The 18786-nt window shown below is 42.6% G+C and carries 19 protein-coding genes; 7 read left to right on the plus strand and 12 right to left on the minus strand.

The genetic code is table 11. The features are described from left to right. Positions 1-77: 77 nt before the first annotated feature. The 7 genes from E4K67_RS25620 to E4K67_RS25650 form a co-directional block, all read right to left on the minus strand. The gene (locus E4K67_RS25620; protein WP_135551961.1) at positions 78-653 is read right to left on the minus strand and encodes a TetR/AcrR family transcriptional regulator; all 576 of its coding nucleotides are present in this window, start codon (positions 651-653) and stop codon (positions 78-80) included. 233 nt (positions 654-886) lie between these two features. Further along, on the minus strand, positions 887-1384 hold the full coding sequence (locus E4K67_RS25625) for a class I SAM-dependent methyltransferase (RefSeq protein ID WP_243454632.1): 498 nt from the start codon (positions 1382-1384) through the stop codon (positions 887-889). Positions 1385-1407: 23 nt separating this feature from the next. Continuing rightward, on the minus strand, positions 1408-2199 hold the full coding sequence (locus E4K67_RS25630) for a UDP-N-acetyl glucosamine 2-epimerase (RefSeq protein WP_243454633.1): 792 nt from the start codon (positions 2197-2199) through the stop codon (positions 1408-1410). A gap of 333 nt (positions 2200-2532) precedes the next feature. Then, entirely contained in the window at positions 2533-3399 is an 867-nt protein-coding gene (locus E4K67_RS25635; RefSeq protein WP_135551963.1) for a YncE family protein, read from the minus strand. Positions 3400-3507: 108 nt separating this feature from the next. Continuing rightward, positions 3508-4209 carry a glycosyltransferase gene (locus E4K67_RS25640; RefSeq protein ID WP_135551965.1) on the minus strand — a complete coding sequence of 234 codons (702 nt, stop codon included), beginning with the start codon at positions 4207-4209 and terminating at the stop codon, positions 3508-3510. 120 nt (positions 4210-4329) lie between these two features. Next, entirely contained in the window at positions 4330-5244 is a 915-nt protein-coding gene (locus E4K67_RS25645) for an NAD-dependent epimerase/dehydratase family protein (protein ID WP_135551967.1), read from the minus strand. Between the two features lie 90 nt (positions 5245-5334). Continuing rightward, positions 5335-6393, minus strand: coding sequence for a nucleotide sugar dehydrogenase (locus tag E4K67_RS25650; protein WP_135551969.1), 1059 nt, complete (start codon positions 6391-6393; stop codon positions 5335-5337). Positions 6394-6758: 365 nt separating this feature from the next. Here E4K67_RS25650 and E4K67_RS25655 point away from each other — a divergent pair, with 365 nt between their 5' ends. Next, positions 6759-7754: a glycosyltransferase family 4 protein gene (locus E4K67_RS25655; RefSeq protein WP_135551971.1), complete on the plus strand. Its 996-nt coding sequence runs from the start codon at positions 6759-6761 to the stop codon at positions 7752-7754. A 7-nt stretch (positions 7755-7761) separates the two neighbouring features. On the opposite strand, the gene E4K67_RS25660 is transcribed toward E4K67_RS25655, so the two are convergent. Beyond that, on the minus strand, positions 7762-8337 hold the full coding sequence (locus E4K67_RS25660) for a class I SAM-dependent methyltransferase (RefSeq protein ID WP_135551973.1): 576 nt from the start codon (positions 8335-8337) through the stop codon (positions 7762-7764). A gap of 134 nt (positions 8338-8471) precedes the next feature. On the opposite strand from E4K67_RS25660, the gene E4K67_RS25665 reads away from it, so the two are divergent. The 6 genes from E4K67_RS25665 to E4K67_RS31210 all read left to right on the plus strand — a co-directional run bounded on the left by E4K67_RS25665 (position 8472) and on the right by E4K67_RS31210 (position 14220). Continuing rightward, positions 8472-9461, plus strand: coding sequence for a glycosyltransferase family 4 protein (locus E4K67_RS25665; RefSeq protein ID WP_135551975.1), 990 nt, complete (start codon positions 8472-8474; stop codon positions 9459-9461). A 291-nt stretch (positions 9462-9752) separates the two neighbouring features. Beyond that, positions 9753-11417, plus strand: a complete 1665-nt coding sequence (locus tag E4K67_RS25670) for a glycosyltransferase family 2 protein (protein ID WP_135551976.1) — start codon at positions 9753-9755, stop codon at positions 11415-11417. A gap of 192 nt (positions 11418-11609) precedes the next feature. Further along, entirely contained in the window at positions 11610-12380 is a 771-nt protein-coding gene (gene rfbF, locus E4K67_RS25675; protein ID WP_135551978.1) for a glucose-1-phosphate cytidylyltransferase, read from the plus strand. 48 nt (positions 12381-12428) lie between these two features. Beyond that, positions 12429-13301 carry an NAD-dependent epimerase/dehydratase family protein gene (locus E4K67_RS25680; RefSeq protein ID WP_135551980.1) on the plus strand — a complete coding sequence of 291 codons (873 nt, stop codon included), beginning with the start codon at positions 12429-12431 and terminating at the stop codon, positions 13299-13301. A gap of 141 nt (positions 13302-13442) precedes the next feature. Next, positions 13443-13712 carry an SDR family NAD(P)-dependent oxidoreductase gene (locus tag E4K67_RS31205; RefSeq protein ID WP_199242649.1) on the plus strand — a complete coding sequence of 90 codons (270 nt, stop codon included), beginning with the start codon at positions 13443-13445 and terminating at the stop codon, positions 13710-13712. 22 nt (positions 13713-13734) lie between these two features. Beyond that, positions 13735-14220: an SDR family NAD(P)-dependent oxidoreductase gene (locus E4K67_RS31210; protein ID WP_274594913.1), complete on the plus strand. Its 486-nt coding sequence runs from the start codon at positions 13735-13737 to the stop codon at positions 14218-14220. 209 nt (positions 14221-14429) lie between these two features. Here the strand turns inward: E4K67_RS31210 and E4K67_RS25690 are convergent, their stop codons facing one another. Genes E4K67_RS25690 through E4K67_RS25705 form a run of 4 tightly spaced genes read right to left on the minus strand, consistent with a single transcriptional unit; the run spans position 14430 to position 18776 of the window. Next, positions 14430-15602 (minus strand): class I SAM-dependent methyltransferase, encoded by a 1173-nt coding sequence (locus E4K67_RS25690; RefSeq protein WP_135551982.1) that lies wholly within the window; start codon positions 15600-15602, stop codon positions 14430-14432. 15 nt (positions 15603-15617) lie between these two features. After that, positions 15618-17429 carry a thiamine pyrophosphate-binding protein gene (locus E4K67_RS25695; RefSeq protein WP_199242651.1) on the minus strand — a complete coding sequence of 604 codons (1812 nt, stop codon included), beginning with the start codon at positions 17427-17429 and terminating at the stop codon, positions 15618-15620. A 28-nt stretch (positions 17430-17457) separates the two neighbouring features. Further along, positions 17458-17949, minus strand: coding sequence for a KdsC family phosphatase (locus tag E4K67_RS25700; protein ID WP_135551984.1), 492 nt, complete (start codon positions 17947-17949; stop codon positions 17458-17460). Continuing rightward, positions 17940-18776 carry an SDR family oxidoreductase gene (locus E4K67_RS25705; protein WP_135551986.1) on the minus strand — a complete coding sequence of 279 codons (837 nt, stop codon included), beginning with the start codon at positions 18774-18776 and terminating at the stop codon, positions 17940-17942. The genes E4K67_RS25700 and E4K67_RS25705 overlap by 10 nt, the downstream gene beginning before the upstream one ends. Positions 18777-18786: the final 10 nt, after the last annotated feature.

Genomic DNA, 18786 nt, shown 5'->3' on the forward strand with positions numbered 1-18786 from the left:
TCTATTGGCTTTTTCTCCACCTCCGCTCTCCACATTCGCTTGTCGGTCGTCCGACTGACCGAGAAGTTATAAAATTATTAATCAACCTTCGATAAGAGGTTTGCAATACCATCAATTGGAATTTCTTCTACGCCTAACATCCACTGAATTGTAAATCCGTCAAGTGCTGCCAGTATTATATAGGATAATACTCCATAGTCTGCTGTTCTAGTTTTCAGAACCTTTCTCAAACCATTTTCCAGAGTTATTCTCCATTCCTTATATTTTTCCCGGAAGCGCTGCTTAAGAGGTTCATTGCTTGTTACCGCATCACTAATGAGATATAGATGTAGCTTACCTCTTGTTTCTGCAGTTGATATTTTTTCGAATACTACCCTTAATATTTCCTCCGAGGCAATATTGTGCTCAATATTATCAATCCAAGATAAAAGCTCTTCTGTTATTTGTTTAAGATGAATATCGGCAATGTCATACACAATATCACTCTTCGTCGAATAGTAGTAATATAACGTCCCCTTGCTTATTCCAACTTCTTTTGAGATATCTGCCAGACTCGTATTTTTGACACCCTTCTGGGCAATCAACTTACTAGCTTCATCAAGTATGCATTGTCGTGTACTGATTAAATGGCTCTCTGTATCTTCTTGACTCACTTTTTCACCTCATATATCGGTCAGTTGACCGACTTGATAATATAATATTATTCTCTTCTAGTTAAAAGTCAATATGCAACAATGGCTTAGTGTATCTGGTTATTGAAGACAGCTAATACCCTGAGAGGAACTTAAGCTGATCTTCTGAAGTTTGCTTCAACTGGTTCTTTCCATAAAATATGTAGACAAACCAAAAGAGAACGGAGTCAAGCAAAGTGCTCGCGTTCGTTCTCTTAGATACGGGGATGATATCTTACTCTGCCCACGCTAATGCCCTGACTTTTTCGACAAACTGTTAAGCCCCCTGAAACTGGGATCGGTATTAACTCGTATGATCCTGGTTTCACTGTTTCTGCCCTCTCCAGATGGGAGTCATGTAACAAAATAAGTCCATTGGAGGCAACGAAGGGAAAGAACTCCTGGAAGTTTTGGAGCACCGCAGCTTGAGAATGATCGGCATCAATGAATAACATATTAATCTGTAGCGGGTTAGCTTCTAACTCTTTGGCAAACTCCTGAGTTGTACTCTTAACAAAACGAGTGTCCTGTGACTGTTTCATATAGTTTCCAGCTTCTGGCTGTACATCGACTCCAATTGATTTTTCCGCATAAGGCACAACCCTATTGAAGAGGGCACAATGAAATAACCCAAGTTTCACGAATAACTTTGGCCTGACAAGCCTTGCTAGGTGAACGATAAAATCTTCGTGCCCACTTAACCCCATCATCATACTCAACCCTTTCGTTTACTATACTAATACCATACGCACCTCTCCATATATTTATATTCAAAAAATTCTGATAATTGCACTTCACTCATAATTATTTTTACAAGTTTCTTACTTACCTTTTGGACCATATATTCCGCCGGAGGCTCCCAATCCCAGCCCTGACTTAGCACTGTTTTTACGGCTCGTAAGATAGCTTCCGGCTCACATCCCGCAATCAGGTTACTTCCTACCTCCAATGTTTCTGGACGTTCAGTCACATCGCGTAGCGTCACATTTGGTATCTTATAAAGACAACACTCTTCCTGAACTGTTCCACTATCGCTCAAAACACAGTAGGAATTTTGTTCCAAACGGACAAAATCAAACAGCCCTGGTGGTTTCACGACTTGGATGCCTGTTCCTGCAATCGTTCTGTTTTGCTTTTCCAACTGAGAACGAGTACGGGAATGAAGACTACAAATAAGTGGCAACCTGTATTCTTCATAGATTCTTTGAAAAGCGGTTATAAATTTTGCCAAACGTGCCTCGTCGTCGACATTTTCAGCTCGGTGTAAGGTCACAAGAAAATAGCCTTTGCAGCCTACTCCCAACGCCTGCAGAACCTCACTTTGGGCAATCCTATCTGAGTAATGGGTTAGAACTTCCCAAATGGGGTTACCGGTTACGTAAATACGTTCTCCTTCAATCCCTTCTTTCAATAGATTAGCCCTACTTCGTTCCGTGTAAGGCAGTAGTATATTGCTGCAATGATCCACCACTCGACGATTGATTTTCTCTGGTACTCGGTCATCATAATAGCGGTTACCCGCCTCCATATGATAAACCGGATCCGCAGCCTTTTCGCGACCATAGCCGTCAAAGCACTGTTGGTATCCCCTAAGGCAAGCAGCCGATCGGGCTTTTCCTTGAGCATTACACGTTCACATTCACTGAGTATCTTCCCAATTTAGCCCACTAAGGTCGGTGCCCGGCAGTCGAGCAAATAATCCGGAGATCTTAATTCTAGCTCAGTAAAAAATATCTCGTTCAACGTCCAATCAAAATTTTGACCGGTATGCACGAAAATATGATTGCAGAGTTCATCTAAGAGAGGAATAATTCGGCTTAACGAATGATTTCTGGACGTGTCCCTAGTATTGTCATGATCTTCATGGCAGGATTCCTACGTTGGCTATGACCGCATTGGTGTCTCCATTGATAACTGTGACATTGCTACTACCATGATTTGTAATATAAATCTGGTTCGTTATCGGATTTACATTCACTCCTTCTGGAGACGTACCTACCGAAATTGTTGCTATAACAACATGAGTATATCCATCAATAACTGAGACACTGTGACTACCCCAATTCGTAACATAAATCCTGTTAGTTGTAGGATTGACACCCACGCCAACCGGATTGATTCCCACCGTAATGATGGTCATGACCGTATTGGCGTTTCCGTCAATTACTGAGACATCACTGCTGCCAAAGTTTGCTACGTAAATTCGATTCGTTATTGAGTTTACACCTATGCCGAAAGGCCCTGAACCAACTATTACGTTTCCCAGGAACGTATTGGTCTTTCCGTCAATTACTGAGATATTATTGCTACTAGAGTTTAGTACGTAAATTTGGTTAAGCATAGAAGAAATCGACATTCCTGGCGTTTTCGCTATTCCTTCCATACCCATTAGAGATAGCTCTCCAGGCAATAAACTGTGAACTACGGTCGCATTTCCAGCAGCATCTTTCCCCCAAGCTGAAATTTCTAGGGCTTCAGAGCTGGTGGCAAACCGAAACTCAGAAGCATCAAAATTTGCATAATAGTCTCTAGTTGCTACTTCCCCAGGTGCTACGGTTACTATATCTAAAACGTACTCCGTCTTAGTCGTTTCAAGCCAATAAAATCCATTTATTCGAATGTTAGCACTTACTGAGTCAGCATTAGATATTCTTACTGAGAACGTTAAACTTGGTCTTATACCAGAAACTTCATTATTCTTGATCAAGCCAGTTGTCAATAAATCCATGTTTCTTCCTCCTTATCGTTCCGGTTCGTCTTTTTCTCAAGGCAGAGACTTCTGTACGTTTAGAAGTCTCTACCTTTAAGGAAGCTCTTAAAGACTAAATCATTGTTACTATAACCATTCGGGAAATAATCGTCTTGCTCTCTCTTGGACAATCAGAATACAGGCATCAATCGGATTTTTACTCATATTTTCACCGTGCCAACGATACGCTAACAGATGTTCCTCTAAAAATCCGCAAGAGTAATGACGAAGAAAACGAAACCACAAATCATAATCATGGGCTTGAGGCAAGCCCTCATCAAAATAACCTATTTTCTCTAAGGCAGAACACCTCATCATTACGGACGACCCGTTAATAAAGCAGCCCTCCATGAGCTTCGTCACCATCACTTGCTTGTTGGGAAAATAGGCTGAATTAACATCATATTGCTTATTGCCATTAGCATCAATTACCACAAAGCTCGTGTAGCTAAAACCCAAACTAGGATCACTTTCCATCAGGCTTACCTGTTTAGACATTTTCTCACCTATTAGCGCGTCATCTGCACTTAACCAGCACACGTACTTCCCCGTTGCACGACATAACCCATGATTTAAGGCGTTGGGTGTCCCCCCATTCCCCTTATAAATATAGTTGATTTTTGGAATATATGGCTTCACGATTTGAGCTGTCCCATCGGTAGAACCATCATCTATGACGAAAACCTCTAGATTTGGATAATTTTGATTAAAGACACTCTCAATCGCATAAGGGAGATATCGAGCGTGATTGTAGGTGGGGATGACAACACTGACTTTGGGCATTAGCATTAGCCGTCCTCCTTATCTATAAACTTACTTCGGCTGAAGTTTCATACTCCAGTTCGAGGTATCTTTGAAGTTGTCTGGGTATCCGGGCGCATTCGATGTTAAACCACCAACTACCAACTACTAACTACGATAAATCGTCTTCATCCACTCGACGGTAATGGGTAATCCTTCCTCTAGCAATACCTTCGGGTCATGCCCTAGGTCACTCGTTGCTTTGCTAATATCCGGTCGTTTACTGACTGTATTGTGTTTGTCTTCTGGAAGATACTTCACTAAGCGCGGATCACCGCTCGTATAGTTTAGCACTAACTCACTCAAATCTTTGACACTGCGATATTCCGTTCCCCCGATGTTATACACCTCACCGGGCTTGAAGTTACTCGCCACGTTAGCGATGGTCGGAATTAAATCGTCGACATACATAAAGACACGGTAGTAGCCCTCATAAACCTCATACGGAATTCCCTTTAACGCCCGGTAGATAAAGAGGCAAACAACACTACGGTAGGAATGATAATACTCTCCTGGACCGTAGGCATTAAATAAGCGCAGTCGAACAATCGGAGAGTCATATTTCTTGGCAAAGTTGATCACTTGAACCTCATTAGCCCACTTGGTTAGTGCATAGTCATTATGCTGAATGATCGTCTTTTTTAACGGTAAATCCTCGGTCAACAAAGGTTCTGCTGCTTCCCCGTAGATTTCAGAGGAGCTGGTAAATATAAGTTTAAAACCTTTTTTTAATTGCCATTCTAAAATATTTCGCGTCCCAATTACGTTTGTTTTCCAGAGGGTATCATAATAATGCTCTCCATTGATACGGCCAAATTCAGCTGCAAGATGGAAGACAAAATCGTAATCTTGCTCGAAAACTCGTTCTAGCTGGCGATACTCTGAGATGTCCGCTCGAATATATTTTCCCCCCAGATGATGTTGCAAATCAACCTCCCATACATCATGTCCTCGATACTGAAGAACTTCAACTAAGCGCGAACCTAAAGTCCCCTTACTACCCGTCACTAGAATTTTAGCCATTGCATTTGCTCCTTTGCACACTTTTTAAGTCCTAGAAAGGTATAAATTCTTTATTTTGTTGACAGTCCATGACTTATAGCACCTTTAGCTTTATTTAATATCTAGGGCATCATGCCGATCCAATACAATCTTTTCAACGACTTGATCCTGATTTTTGTTCTCCTGATCGATCTGATCACTCGTCTTAAAGCCCGCTCCCCTCAGTTCCTTCGACGTGAATAAGGGATCCTCGACCCAAACCGAATTTCCCGCAGCCTCTAGAGCCCGGACTAGGTCAACCCCCCTGCTATGCTTCAGATCCTTAACACCTGATTTATAGCTCAAACCTTTGACCAAGACCTCTTTACCACTGCCCACTTGTTTCACGATTCGATCTCGATAGTCCTGATCAGCTTGTTCAGCCCCTTCTAACAAAGTGGAATGACAGACCGTCCGTAGAAAGTTCATATCCTTGGGCAGACACTCCCCACCAATGCCCCAGTCAGTACCGAGAAGTTCGACGTTGTTCTTACTATTGACAGCCCTTTTTAGCTCGTCATAATCCATTCCCTGGTCGATGCAATAGCTATATATTTCCTGAGCAAAAGCCACATCCACATAGCGCTTGACATTCTCAACCACTTTCGACAACTCAGCTACCCTGATATCCGATACTTCGACCACTTGGGGAACCAACGGAGTGTAAAACTGACGCCCCTTTTCTAAGCAGGCATTGGTAAAAGCCCCCATTACTCGCGGGGTATCACAAACGGTTTTATCCACCCCAAACATTACCCGATGAGGAACATGGATCAAGAAAATATCAGTTCCTAAATCAAACCCTTTTTTCTCTAAGAATTCTCGGATGCGTATCATGGTTCCTGGAGGCAATGTCGATTCAATGGAAATCAAAGAACCCGGAAAGAGAATCATTTGCTCTAAAGCCGAAAACAAGTTTTGTCCCTGATTACCAGTGGAAGGAGCCATTAACCAAACATCAATCCCCGTTAAAGCTCGATAATCTGAGGTCACCCTATAACCTTGGTGCTGTAATTCGTTGACCCTACTCTCATTTATATCCACACCTTGGACCTCTCCCGGGAATTTATGACTAAGGTAAGTGAAAAGATTAAAGCCGATATTACCCAAACCAACAACACATATTCTCATTTTTTGGATCCAACCTCCCCATAACTCATCCCTATAAGTTATGGAAGTCCACCTAGTATTGACACAACCACAGTTTGCTTTTCCCCGAAATAATCGCGGGAAACGCAGATAGAAACACAGGAGACGATACGGTTTTTCAGATTAGAGTTAACTAAACCTAGCCAAGAACAAGCAACTATGTACTCTTCAAAAAGGAGTAGAAGATTTGGCAGGCATGCCACCTTGATGCATGGCCTTGCATACACTATAAGGATAATTAGTTTGCTGGCCAAGCATAGCGAGAAGGGACCGCTGGCCATGCTTGGCCGAGTGTCCCTGTAACCAAGAATGGTGAGAAGGGACCACCATACAAGGAGGATTAAACTATGAAACTTGTTATTCCCGTACTAAGTTTAGAAACAGGGGGGACACGTTTTATCTATCAATTAGCCAATGAAATGGTGGATAAAGGACACAGTGTGGAAATTGTACTTCCTGAAAATGCTGTAGTAGCTTGGCCTCTACGAGCGCAAATTACCCGGGTCAAAGAACTTAGTCCTGATGCCATACCACCTGCGGATTTCATACTTCCAAATTTTTATCCCACTGTTTTTCCTGCCTGGGAATCAAAAAAAGGCCGAGTCGTTCGACTTAGCCTTGGGTTTGAGCCTCTGTGGGTAGCAGAAAAAGAAAAAGCTCTGGCTTCTTACCTTATAAATGCCCCGATTATTTCCATTTCAGAATGGCATCGTCAATTAATTTTACAAGGAACCGGGCGAAATAGCACCGTAATCCCTGGGGGCGTGGACTCCACAGTCTTCTGCCCCTACACCAAGAAATCACTATCAACGGGACGCCTAACGATCGGCTATATCCTACGTTCCAAGGAACATGGCTATACTTGGAAAGGAAGCGAGGACTTTTGGCAAGCCTGCCAAAATTTAGCTGAGTTAGTTCCAGGCTTTGATATTCAGGTGGTCGCTCCGGAAGGAGCAAATTATCATGCACCCCTTCCCTATGAGATAGTGAAAGCCCACGCTGACAGTGAGATGGCCCGCTTCTATGCACAGACGGACATTTTCGTTTCCACCTCCTATTTTGAAGCGTTTTCCATGCCACCTCTGGAAGCAATGGCCTGTGGAACTGCGGTCGTAACCACCGATAATGGCGGTAACCGCGATTATACAAAAAACGGGGAGAACTGTTTTCTTGTTCCCCCCAGTGATATCCAACAACTTACCCTTATACTTGCTCACTTATTAACTCAACCAAATACACGGAATCAACTTGCCGAAGTCGGACGCCACTTCGCCCAGTCTTGGACCTGGCGAAATTCAGCCGATAAACTAGAAACCTTACTTTTACAATTAGCCCGCACTTAGCTACTGTTTAACAATCCTTCCAAGCTAAGAGGGCATCGAGGGGCTCGGCATCTATACCATAGGCTTCCAAAAACGCTTTATTCTCCTGATCATGGAACTTGCTGAAAATAATTATATTGTACCCGAGTTTTTGTAAGTCCTCAACCTCCCATCCCGATCGATGCCGTTGAAAGCTTTCTCCCCCTAAACCGTAATGATCAACGTCTAGCTGCTGAAAAAAACCCCTAGGGGTAAAGATAATAACTTTTTTAGCAGCTATCTCTTCTACTTGGCGCAAAACGTCCCAGGCAACCTCCTTCTCAAAATGTTCAATCACATCAATCAACGTTACACTATCTAGTGACTTAGGCAGAAATAGTTCGCTCAAGCGCTCTGCCCTAAAATTCAATTTGATAAATTGTTCGGCATACTTAGCATGCTCTAAGTATGGCCGATGAGCATCAACTCCAATTTTAATTGGGCAAGAAAATTCTTTAAGAGTCTCACCAACTCCGCAGCCAATATCTAGGACCGTGCGGGAATCTGACAGGAGCTCATTAATCACAACGAGGAAATCTTTATCATTTACAACATTGACTGTCACTGGCTAACATCCTTTCAATGTTAAATTCTTTCTTTATCATGGTATTCAAAATTTTCCTTAAAGTACCATCTGACACACAAATCACCTACTAGCACGCATAATATGTAGTACGTAAGCAAAAGGGAGGACAAACCATGAAAATTGTGTTTCCTGTTCTTAGTTTAGAAATGGGTGGGGGGGCCCGTTTTATTTATCACCTAGCTAATGCTTTAGCAGATAAGGGGCATGATATTGAAGTCGTCATGCCTGAAAAAGGACTCCAAGTCTGGCCCTTGCGTACTAAATTAAGACGGGTGAAAGAATTAACCCCCAATTCCATACCTTCAGCTGATTTCATACTCCCTAATTTCTATTTAACGTTTAAGCCGGCCTGGGAATCTCAAAAAGGTCGGGTAGTACGCCTTAGTCTTGGCTATGAACCCCTCTGGGTTCCTGATTCGACAGCTGCGAAACAGACCTATCTGAGTGGCGCCCCCATCATGGCAATATCAGAGTGGCACCGCCAACTTATACGCCAGGAAACTGGTTTAGAAAGCACGGTCATTTCTGGTGGAGTAGACACTTCAACATTTCATCCGTATCCTAAACGGTCTGAACAAACAGGGTGCAAGAACATTTTTTACATCATGCGCGACCCTGTCTCTGGATATACCTGGAAAGGAGGCGGAGATTTTTTAAAAGTTGTCACCCGTTTAAAGGAACGGGTTAATTTTGACTTAACCGTTTCGATCCCAGAGAATGCCCTATTTTCCAGCCCTGTGCCTTGTCTGATTAAAACTTCAGCGACGGATGAAGAACTCGCCCAGCTCTATGCTCAGGCAGACATCTTCGTTTACACCTCTTACTTCGAGGCGTTTGGTTTACCACCCCTCGAAGCGATGGCTTGTGGTACAGCCGTTGTGACCACCGATTGTGGTGGAAATCGGGATTACGTTAGAAACGGTGAAAACTGTTTGTTAGTTCCTCCTAGCGACATCGAACAGCTAAGCACTGCAATCTATCACTTATTAACACAAGATACCGAACGTCAGCGTTTAGCTTCCTCGGGTCATCTTTTCGCGCAAGCTTGGACATGGCAACGCACCGCGGACCAGGTAGAGGCATTCTTAAGGAGCCTTATGTAATCGCAGAAACGGGATTGAGTAGTACTCAACCCGTTTTTTTACAATGTTGGTTATTCCTATAGAAGATACTTTTCAGTTTTTGCATTACGCAACCTCCAAGCTATTGCTATCAATGAACGTCTATATTGCGATAGGATTTTGCGGAACAGTCGTAACTGTAACTGATAACTTAATTTGTGAATAGAATGTATCAATAACCCACTAATGTGTAGCCAGTGCAAAAATCAGGCCGCTCCGTTGACGGGCGGTACTGTTCCTTATCCCTACATCTAAACTTTGGAGGTAACTTCGGTGATTGACCAAGCGTTAGCCAAACAAGTTTTGGTAATAATCAACTCTTTAATAGAGGAAGCACAATCTATGTATGATTGTGCTGTTGATCGAAACTTTGTACAAGTTGAAACAACTGCAAGAGATATGCTAAATGTATTGGAAGCGATATATCCTATTGCCATTCAAATAAAGGAGGTAATTTATTATATCTCGGCCCCGATTAGTTGTGAAAATCTTCTTCATACTATCAATAGAGTTTTAATACTGGTTAGAACTCGTTCTGATAAAGCAACTTCAAAAATTGAATTTGAGCTAATCCCAATTTTAAAAGACTTTTATTATGACTTTTATTTTTTTACTTCTATCTTTGGTGATAAAGAGAAAGAGAAACATCATTATGAAGAAGAATATTTTCTGATGAATGCTAATCCATACATTGATCGCAGTATTAAGAATGGTCAATACAAATATGATATTTCAATTTTAATCCTTGCTTACAATAAACTAGACTATACAAAACAATGCATTGAAAGCGTCCTAAAATTCACGCCAGGCTATTTAAATTACGAGTTGATTCTAATCGATAATGGGTCAAATGACGGTACATCCCAATACTTTGAATCCCTTTCTCCCACGAAGATATTTACCCTTCAGAAAAACTCTCTAAATATAATGGTCAGTGCGGTTTCCAGAATTATTGAAGGCCGATATTTATTATCGGTCTCAAATGACGTTATCGTTACCGAAAATTATCTCGATAACCTGATAAATTGTATTGAATCCGATTCTAAAATAGCTATGGTTGTTCCTGCAACCCCTAATATCTCAAATCTCCAAACAATATCAGCGGGCTATTCAACATTGGAAGGAATGCATGCTTTTGCAAAGGCAAACAATATTTCGGATTCACACCGCTGGGAGGAGAGAACAAGACTATGTAATCCACTTGCTTTTTATAGGAGTGACATTTTTTGTTCATCCCAGGGTATAGGTGCATTTGACAAATATTTTATATTTGGTGAATTTGGGGATGATGCCTTTGCTTTACGAGTGAGACGTGCAGGATACAAAATGATTTTAGCAAAAGATTGCTATTGCTATCATTTTGGTAGTATCACAAACAAAGAAGCACACACCACAGAAAACACTCTTGAAAAAAGCCGAAAGCTTTTCATTGAGCGATACGGGGTGGATGCATGGAGTAAGGGTTTTTGTTATGACCCCCAATTGATTGCAACCTTAACTGTCAAATCAACTGGGCGAGCTAATATCTTAGGTATAAATTCTGGCTTTGGTTCAAATCCGCTTAAGATAATAACCCTGCATAAAGAAGCGGGAAATGAGGATGTAGGTTTACATCTTGTTACGGATGATGAGCGATATATTCCAGATTTACAGGCATTAAGTAACGATGTACGATACGTTCCAATTATAACTGATGGTATCTTCAACAATATTTTATTTGACTTTATCTTATTAGAAGGAAATGTTGAGAGGGTTATATGTGAATCTAACAACTTTAATAAACTCAGAAACATGCTGACTAGAGGTGGAACACTTGCAATATGTGCTACAAATAATAATGAACTTCAATACCTTAACATGTTAAATGCTGATAAGACAATCATAGAAGGTAATTATTGCTGGTTATTATGGTATTCTGGAAGGCCAACAGGAGAATAGACCTAACGCCTCAAACACTTCTGTTAATCCCCTTATATGAAACCTAATCCTCATGACCATCTCTATGTATACTATAAGTCCGGATACCCTTGCTTGCTTAAGAACTTTTGAACCGCTCCTTTCATAGACTAGATTGTAACGTTGTCAAGACAGCCACAACATGAGCGTAGGCTGAGGGGGGATTGAATACCCGTGAAAGTAGTAATCCTAGCCGGTGGTTTTGGCACCCGTATTGTCGAAGAAAGCCATCTCAAACCAAAACCGATGATTGAAATAGCCGACAAACCAATTCTTTGGCACATTATGAAGATTTATAGTCATTACGGCTTTAATGACTTTGTGATCTGTTTAGGCTACAAAGGCTATATTATCAAAGAATATTTTTATAATTATTTCCTGCACAACTGCGATATTTCCTTTGACTTGCGCACTAGAGGCATGGAAATTCACCAGAATTCCGCAGAATCCTGGCATGTGACTTTGATTGATACGGGGCTTAACACTATGACCGGAGGCCGGATAAAAAGGGTTCAAAGCTACCTTAACAATGAAACCTTTATGCTCACGTACGGCGATGGTGTTGCCAATATCGATCTCCATAACTTATTGGCTTTTCACCGAAGGCACAAAAAGCTGGCCACCATTACAGCTATACAGCCCCAAGGGCGCTTTGGCTCCTTGCAAATAGATGGCGAGCAAAGCGTTAAAACATTTTCGGAAAAGACTGGTGGTGATGGGGCATGGTTCAATGGAGGGTTCTTTGTGTTGGAACCGGGTATTTTTGATTATATAGAGGGCGACCAGACGCTCTTTGAACAAGAACCTTTGGAAAGCTTGGCCAATGCCGGCCAACTTCAAGCCTATGAACATGCCGGATTTTGGCAACCAATGGATACTCTAAGGGATAAAACTTTGTTGGAACAACTTTGGCAAACCAGTCAAGCCCCATGGAAAGTCTGGTGAGAAGTTCCTGGGGAGAATCTTCTTATGTAATAGACTCAGGGGGAATTTATGAAAAGAATTCTAATCACCGGTAGCTTCGGTTTTATCGGTCACAATCTAAAAGAGCAACTAGCAGACAACTATATCATCGTCGCCCCTTCGCACACGGAACTGGATTTATTAGATGAAGAAGTCGTCCATACCTTCTTGTCCAGCCAGCATTTTGATGTTGTAATTCATACAGCTACCGAAAATGCTACCCTTAATGCCAAGCGGGATATCCACAGTGTCCTTCCCAATAATTTGCGCATGTTTTTTAACCTGGCTCGAAGTCATGAACTTTACGGCAAAATGTATTATTTCGGATCGGGGGCGGAATATGACCGCCGTTATTATCTTCCTAAGATGCCGGAAAGCTACTTTGACAATCATGTGCCGGTCGACCCTTATGGTTTCTCCAAATATGTTATGGCCAAATACACTTTAGAAGCTCCCAACACTTATGATTTACGCCTATTCGGTGTTTTCGGCAAATATGAAGACTGGGAGCTCCGCTTTATTTCACATGCTTGTTGCAGGGTAATCTGGGATATGCCGATTACAATAAGGCAGAATGTTTATTTTGATTATTTATATATCAATGATTTAGTGCAAATCATGACCTGGTTTATCGAAAACGAGCCGAAATGCAAAGCTTATAATATTTGTTCCGGACAAGTCTATGACTTACGGACCCTCGCCGGCAAAGTTCTCAACACAGCTGGCAAGGACCTTGCTATTGAAATTGCTCGCCCGGGTTTAGGACCCGAATACAGTGGAAACAACCTGATGCTGCTAGACGAAATAGGGGGCTACACCTTTGCAGATATGAGTTCTGCCATCAATGAACTTTATCAATGGTATGGAGGACGGAAAGACAACATCGATCCCGCCCGTCTTTAAGTAGCGAATTCCAGTGATCATTCCAATGGGGGACAGGTTGAACATTTCTCAACCGTTCAAAATTATTAAATGTTTTAAAGTTGTCATCTCAGTAGTACCCGTGTCTGATTAATAAATAGGATTACTTGGGGAGGTAAGTTTATGCGAGAAAGATTTAAGGGCAAGATTGCTATTGTCACTGGTGGAGGGAGCGGCATCGGTCGGGCAGCTTGTCTTGCACTGGCGAAGGCTGGAGCTAAGGTCACTGTGGTGGACCTGGTCCAGGAACTGGGCAGCGAAACAGTGACGTTGGTTAATCATGAAGGTGGTGAAGCCATATTCATCCAAGCGGATGTGTCCAAGACCGAAGATGTCCAAAGGTATGTCCATGAAACATTGACGGCATATGGCCGAATTCGATGTCTTGATTAACAATGCCGGCTGGGAGGGAATCGTGAAGCCAATAGTTTCGTACCCTGAAGACACGTTCGATCGAGTGCTGGCGATCAATGTCAAGGGAGTCTTTCTTGGTCTGAAGTACGTGCTGCCGGAAATGATCAAGCAGAAAAGCGGAACAGTGATCAACACGGCTTCAACGAGCGGATTCACAGGCTCCCTTAATACGGTAGCTTATATTGCCAGCAAGCACGCTGTGCTGGGAGTTACTAAGACCGCAGCATTGGAGGTCGCCCGGTTGGGTATTCGCATAAATGCGGTTTGCCCCGGCAATGTTAACACCCGCATGATGCATTCTCTTGAGGAAGCCTATTCACCTGGAGCTCCAGCAGTCTGCGCCCGGCAAATCATGAGTACTATACCTGATGGTCGCTATGCTGAACCGGAAGAGGTGGCCAACCTGATGCTCTACCTAGCTTCTGACCTGTCCACTCATATCACAGGTCAAAGCTTTTTGATAGATGGAGGCGCCTTACAACGCTGATCACAAAGCGAAGAGAACTTGAGCTGCTCAGCAGGACATTCGTGTATTAGGAATAAACACGCCTGGCGAGAGCATTGTATATTCGACTCCAGTGTGAGTGACAGCTTGGGCGGATTATTCTTTACTGCTCAATGCTAGCTTCGCTTACTCTGGGGTCTAACCCCATTAATTTCGCGGACGAAGAAATTATGGATGAGAACAAATTTTAATTAATAAAGGAGAATAATCTCGTTAGGCAGCTTCATGTTTTCTCTAATTTCGTGTACTATTTCAGATTGATAAACTCTTGAGGAAACAAGAATAGGTTGTCTCAATGTGGATATTTTAGCCGGAGGTAAGATTGGAATGTCGTTTAAGTGTTCTCCCTGATAATGGCGGTTAGAGTCAACGAAGGCTATTATCTTAGCCTTTTTTAATCCTCCATCAGAAAGTAACCGCGCTGTATGGGTACCTGTGCCCCACACAATTATCTCCGTACCAGAGTCTACTATACGACTAATTACTGTTTCAATCTTGTTTGCTTGTTCGTTCGACAAACGAATATACTCATTTAGACAACTCTCGGTTTGAAGATCCTTTCTAATATCCATACATATACCTTCAATCCACAAACTGGAGTATCCAGCGACCTCCGTTTGAGGATTACAATTTAACTTGTACTGCATAGAATCCTTACAAGTGAAACCGTGCAAACCCATTAAATTTTCTAGAGAGTCTGGTGAAAAATAATTGATGTGTTCTGTACTAAATTGCTGAAATGGCCCATCCGTAAAGTCTTTAAACTTCGTAGCATCCGGAACACCGAAATAAATCCTTCCACCTGGATTCAATATTTTTTTACATGAATTAATTAAGCTATGGATATTAACAACGTGCTCCAACACCGCCTCAAGTATAACCACATCGAACCTAGATTCAAATTTAACTGAATCCAGGTCCCCAATAATTACTTCTACGCCAAACAAGTCCTTAGCAATTTGGGCACATAACGGCGAGGGATCAAGTCCCATGAATTGATCAAAGCCCTTTGATCGAAGAGCAAGTGCTAGACCACCTGTTGCACACCCGACTTCAAGAATTCTTGCAGATTTGTCCACACCTGCAGTCACAAGAAAGTTTGCAACTAATTCATACCTTTCCGTATCAAACGCAGAAGGGCCCAAGTCATTACCCGAATTCTCGTATTTAGAACTTTGCGCATAGTATTTCGTCAATTTATCTTGATCTTCAACAATATTGGCATACCCAAAGCCACAATTATGACATACCACTACGGAATATTCTCTGAAAGGGAATATTTTTTCTGACCCAAATAGCTGATGATATAAAAACTTTTTGTTAATATCACCACATATTGGGCAGTTACGCTCCTTGTCTTTCATTATCTTAACAGCCCCCTAAAATACTCTACTTTTGATTATCATATTTTCGGCTAACTCTTCCCGACTCAGAAATGGCCAAAGATCTTCCAATGGTTTTGATCGCATTGAACCATCGGGAAGGAGCTCTGATACTACCCTAGGAACGACTTGCAGATTAGGGTTTACCAACACATCGCATATCACAGGTTCATCTCCAGTCAGAATCTCCCTGATCTTTTCTCTCATCCCTTGGTGGGTCACAATTCTAGAGGTTTTTAATCCGTAAGCAGTTGCCAGGCTAAGCACATCAGGTAACATCAAGCCGCTAGTTTTATCACTCGCTACTAAATTGCCGGAAAAACGTCCCATCTGCATGTTCCGAATGGAAGCATAACCCTGATTATTTAGAATAAAAAACTTAATGGGCAATTTTCTACTAGCTACAGTCGCTAGTTCTTGAATATTTAACTGAAATCCTCCGTCCCCATCAACCGAAATCACTCTTTTTTTACCAGCAATACAGCCACCAATGGCTGCAGGAATACCAAATCCCATGGCTCCCAATCCCCCTGTACTAAATAAACGCTGCTGGCCTTTGACTTTATAGGCTAGCCAAAAAGCATCAAGTCCTGCTCCCGAACTACCCGGTATGATTATCTCATCTTGCCTTAGTTCCTCTGCCAGTACTTCCGTAAAGTGATAGACATTGACAAAGTCCTTTTCTGCGCGATATTCCGGCATAACAATCGGATATTTCTTCTTCCACTCTTCACAGCGAACCATCCACTCCAGTCGGTCTTGGGGAATTAATTTGGAGGACTCTTCTAGAAATGTCTGAATGAACAGTTTAGCGTCAACAACCGCTGCCACTTCGATGTCCGTCTTTAGTTTTTCTATCTCATGCTGGTCGATATCTACCACGATTTTCTTCGCACCTCTGGCAAAGTCCGTATGATCAAATCCTATCACGGTAGAGTCCATCCTAACCCCAATGGCTACCACACAATCGGCGTTCTGGAGAGATAGGTTTGCTCCCCTGGAGGCGATCATCCCAGGTTTGCCAAAATTCAGGCGATGGGCATCAGGAAGCAGTTCCGCCGCCATCCAGGTTGTCAGAACAGGCACACCCAGAACTTCAATGAACTTTTGAAAGACCTCTGAAGCACCGGAACGTTGAATCCCCTGCCCAACTAACACCACAGGCCGCCGCGAGTTGTTAAGGATCTCTATGGCTCTGCTCACACAGTCAAAGACTTGATACCCGGAAGTTCCTTCTTCTATTTCTGTTTCTGTTTCCTTGAAGTGAATTAGGTCCTCAGTGTCAATTAATGACCCTTGTACATCAAGGGGTACGTCAAGCCAAACAGGGCCAGGTCTACCATGTTTAGCTAGGAATATAGCTTTTTCCAGATGGTATCCGATCAGCTTTGGATCTTCTACTGTGACTGCATACTTGGTAATTGACTTAACCACTGTAACGATATCCAATTCCTGAGGACCCAATTGCCGCACTTTGGACTCTCCCTTTAAGTCACTCCTTTTGACCTGCCCAGACAGGATGAGCATAGGCGTTGACTCCAGCCATCCTCCGGCTACGCCCGTGATGGCGTTAGTTCCACCCGGACCAGTGGTAACTAATACCACACCCAGATTATTCGTTATTCTGGCATAGGCCTCAGCAGCGATCGAACAGGCCTGCTCATGAAGGAGAGGTATATATTCTAACTGAGTATTTCGTCCCAATGAATCCACTAAGTGCATAGACCCGCCACCAGGCAGTAGAAAAATGTGTTTAACACCTTGCGCAGCGACAAAATTCATTATATAGTCCGATAGTTTAATCTCCACAGTTTCACCCCACCTAACACTTCACAATTCAACCATTTTTCTCCCTAGCTAAGTCTACGACCTCCGCTAGCACTCCGTCCCCCCCCTTGCAGACAGTAATATAATCAGCTGCGGTTTTAGCTTGATTTGACCCATTAGCAGGTGCCACTCCGAAACCAGCCCAGGCAATAGCCGGCGCATCTCTATCACTATCTCCAATATAACAAACCTCTGCAGAATCTAATCCCAACACTGAACAAATAGTCCGTAGAGCAACCAACTTATCCTTTGCCCCTCTACTCACTTGAGTTATGTTAAACCGTTTAGCTATTACGTCCACCATCCCGTTGTCTTCACCGGTTATTAACGCAAATTCTAACCCCAATTTTTTCCCGATAGCAATGGCATCTAAATCACGAAAGTAGATCCGTTTCTGTTCATGCCCATTTGAGTCGATTATTGCGTGTCCATCTGTTAATACTCCGTCGACATCAGTGGCTATAAGCTTAAGCCTATTAAGGATACCTTTTGTCACCAACATGTTCGCCCTCCGTCAATGACTAAAGACGCCCCAGTCATATAGGAAGAGGCCTCAGAACACAAAAAGACTACAGCTGCTTTATATTCGTCGGGTTTGGCCATCCTCTGAAAGGGGATCAAGTTCGTTAATTTTATAACAAACTTCTCATCTTGATTTGCATATACGCCCCCAGGCACTAGAGCATTGGATCTTACCCCTTTATCCGCCCAATAGGTGGCCAGATAACGCGTCAACCCAATAATGCCGGATTTGACGACTGAATAGGTGATAGGTTTAGTTGGCTGAAGCTCAGGGGGAGTTTCTTCTTCCTTGTATATCCTCTGATCTGGGGCAATTAAGGCCAGATCGGAGGCGATATTCAAAATTACCCCTTGCCCTTGTTGGGCTAAATAGGATCCGATAATTTGACTACATAAAAAAGAACCAGTTAGCCCCACTGCGATATCCTGATTCCATATGCCTAAAGGAAACGATTCAAATCGCCTTGATTCTAAGCCATCGGCTAACTTAGCATAGTGAGGATTATTAGCTGCATTGTTAATCAAAATATCAACCCTACCAAACTCTTGTAAGGTCTGATTTAACAGCCCTGCTACCGACTCCGAATTGGTGATATCAGTTTGAACGCCAATAGCTCTAGATGACTTTTCAGCTATAAGTTTAGCGGCTGCCGTTCTCGCCATCTCCCCATTGATATCCGCCAGTACGCAATAAGCCCCAGCTTCCATGAGCGCCTCAGCATGTTTTATCCCCAACAATCCAGCCCCACCGGTAATCACAGCAACTTTTCCAGAAAGATCAAATAATCGCTCTAATTCTCTCCTCATATCTTCCTCC

The organism is Desulfosporosinus fructosivorans (genome assembly GCF_004766045.1).
GTDB classification, from domain to species: Bacteria; Bacillota; Desulfitobacteriia; order Desulfitobacteriales; family Desulfitobacteriaceae; genus Desulfosporosinus; species Desulfosporosinus fructosivorans.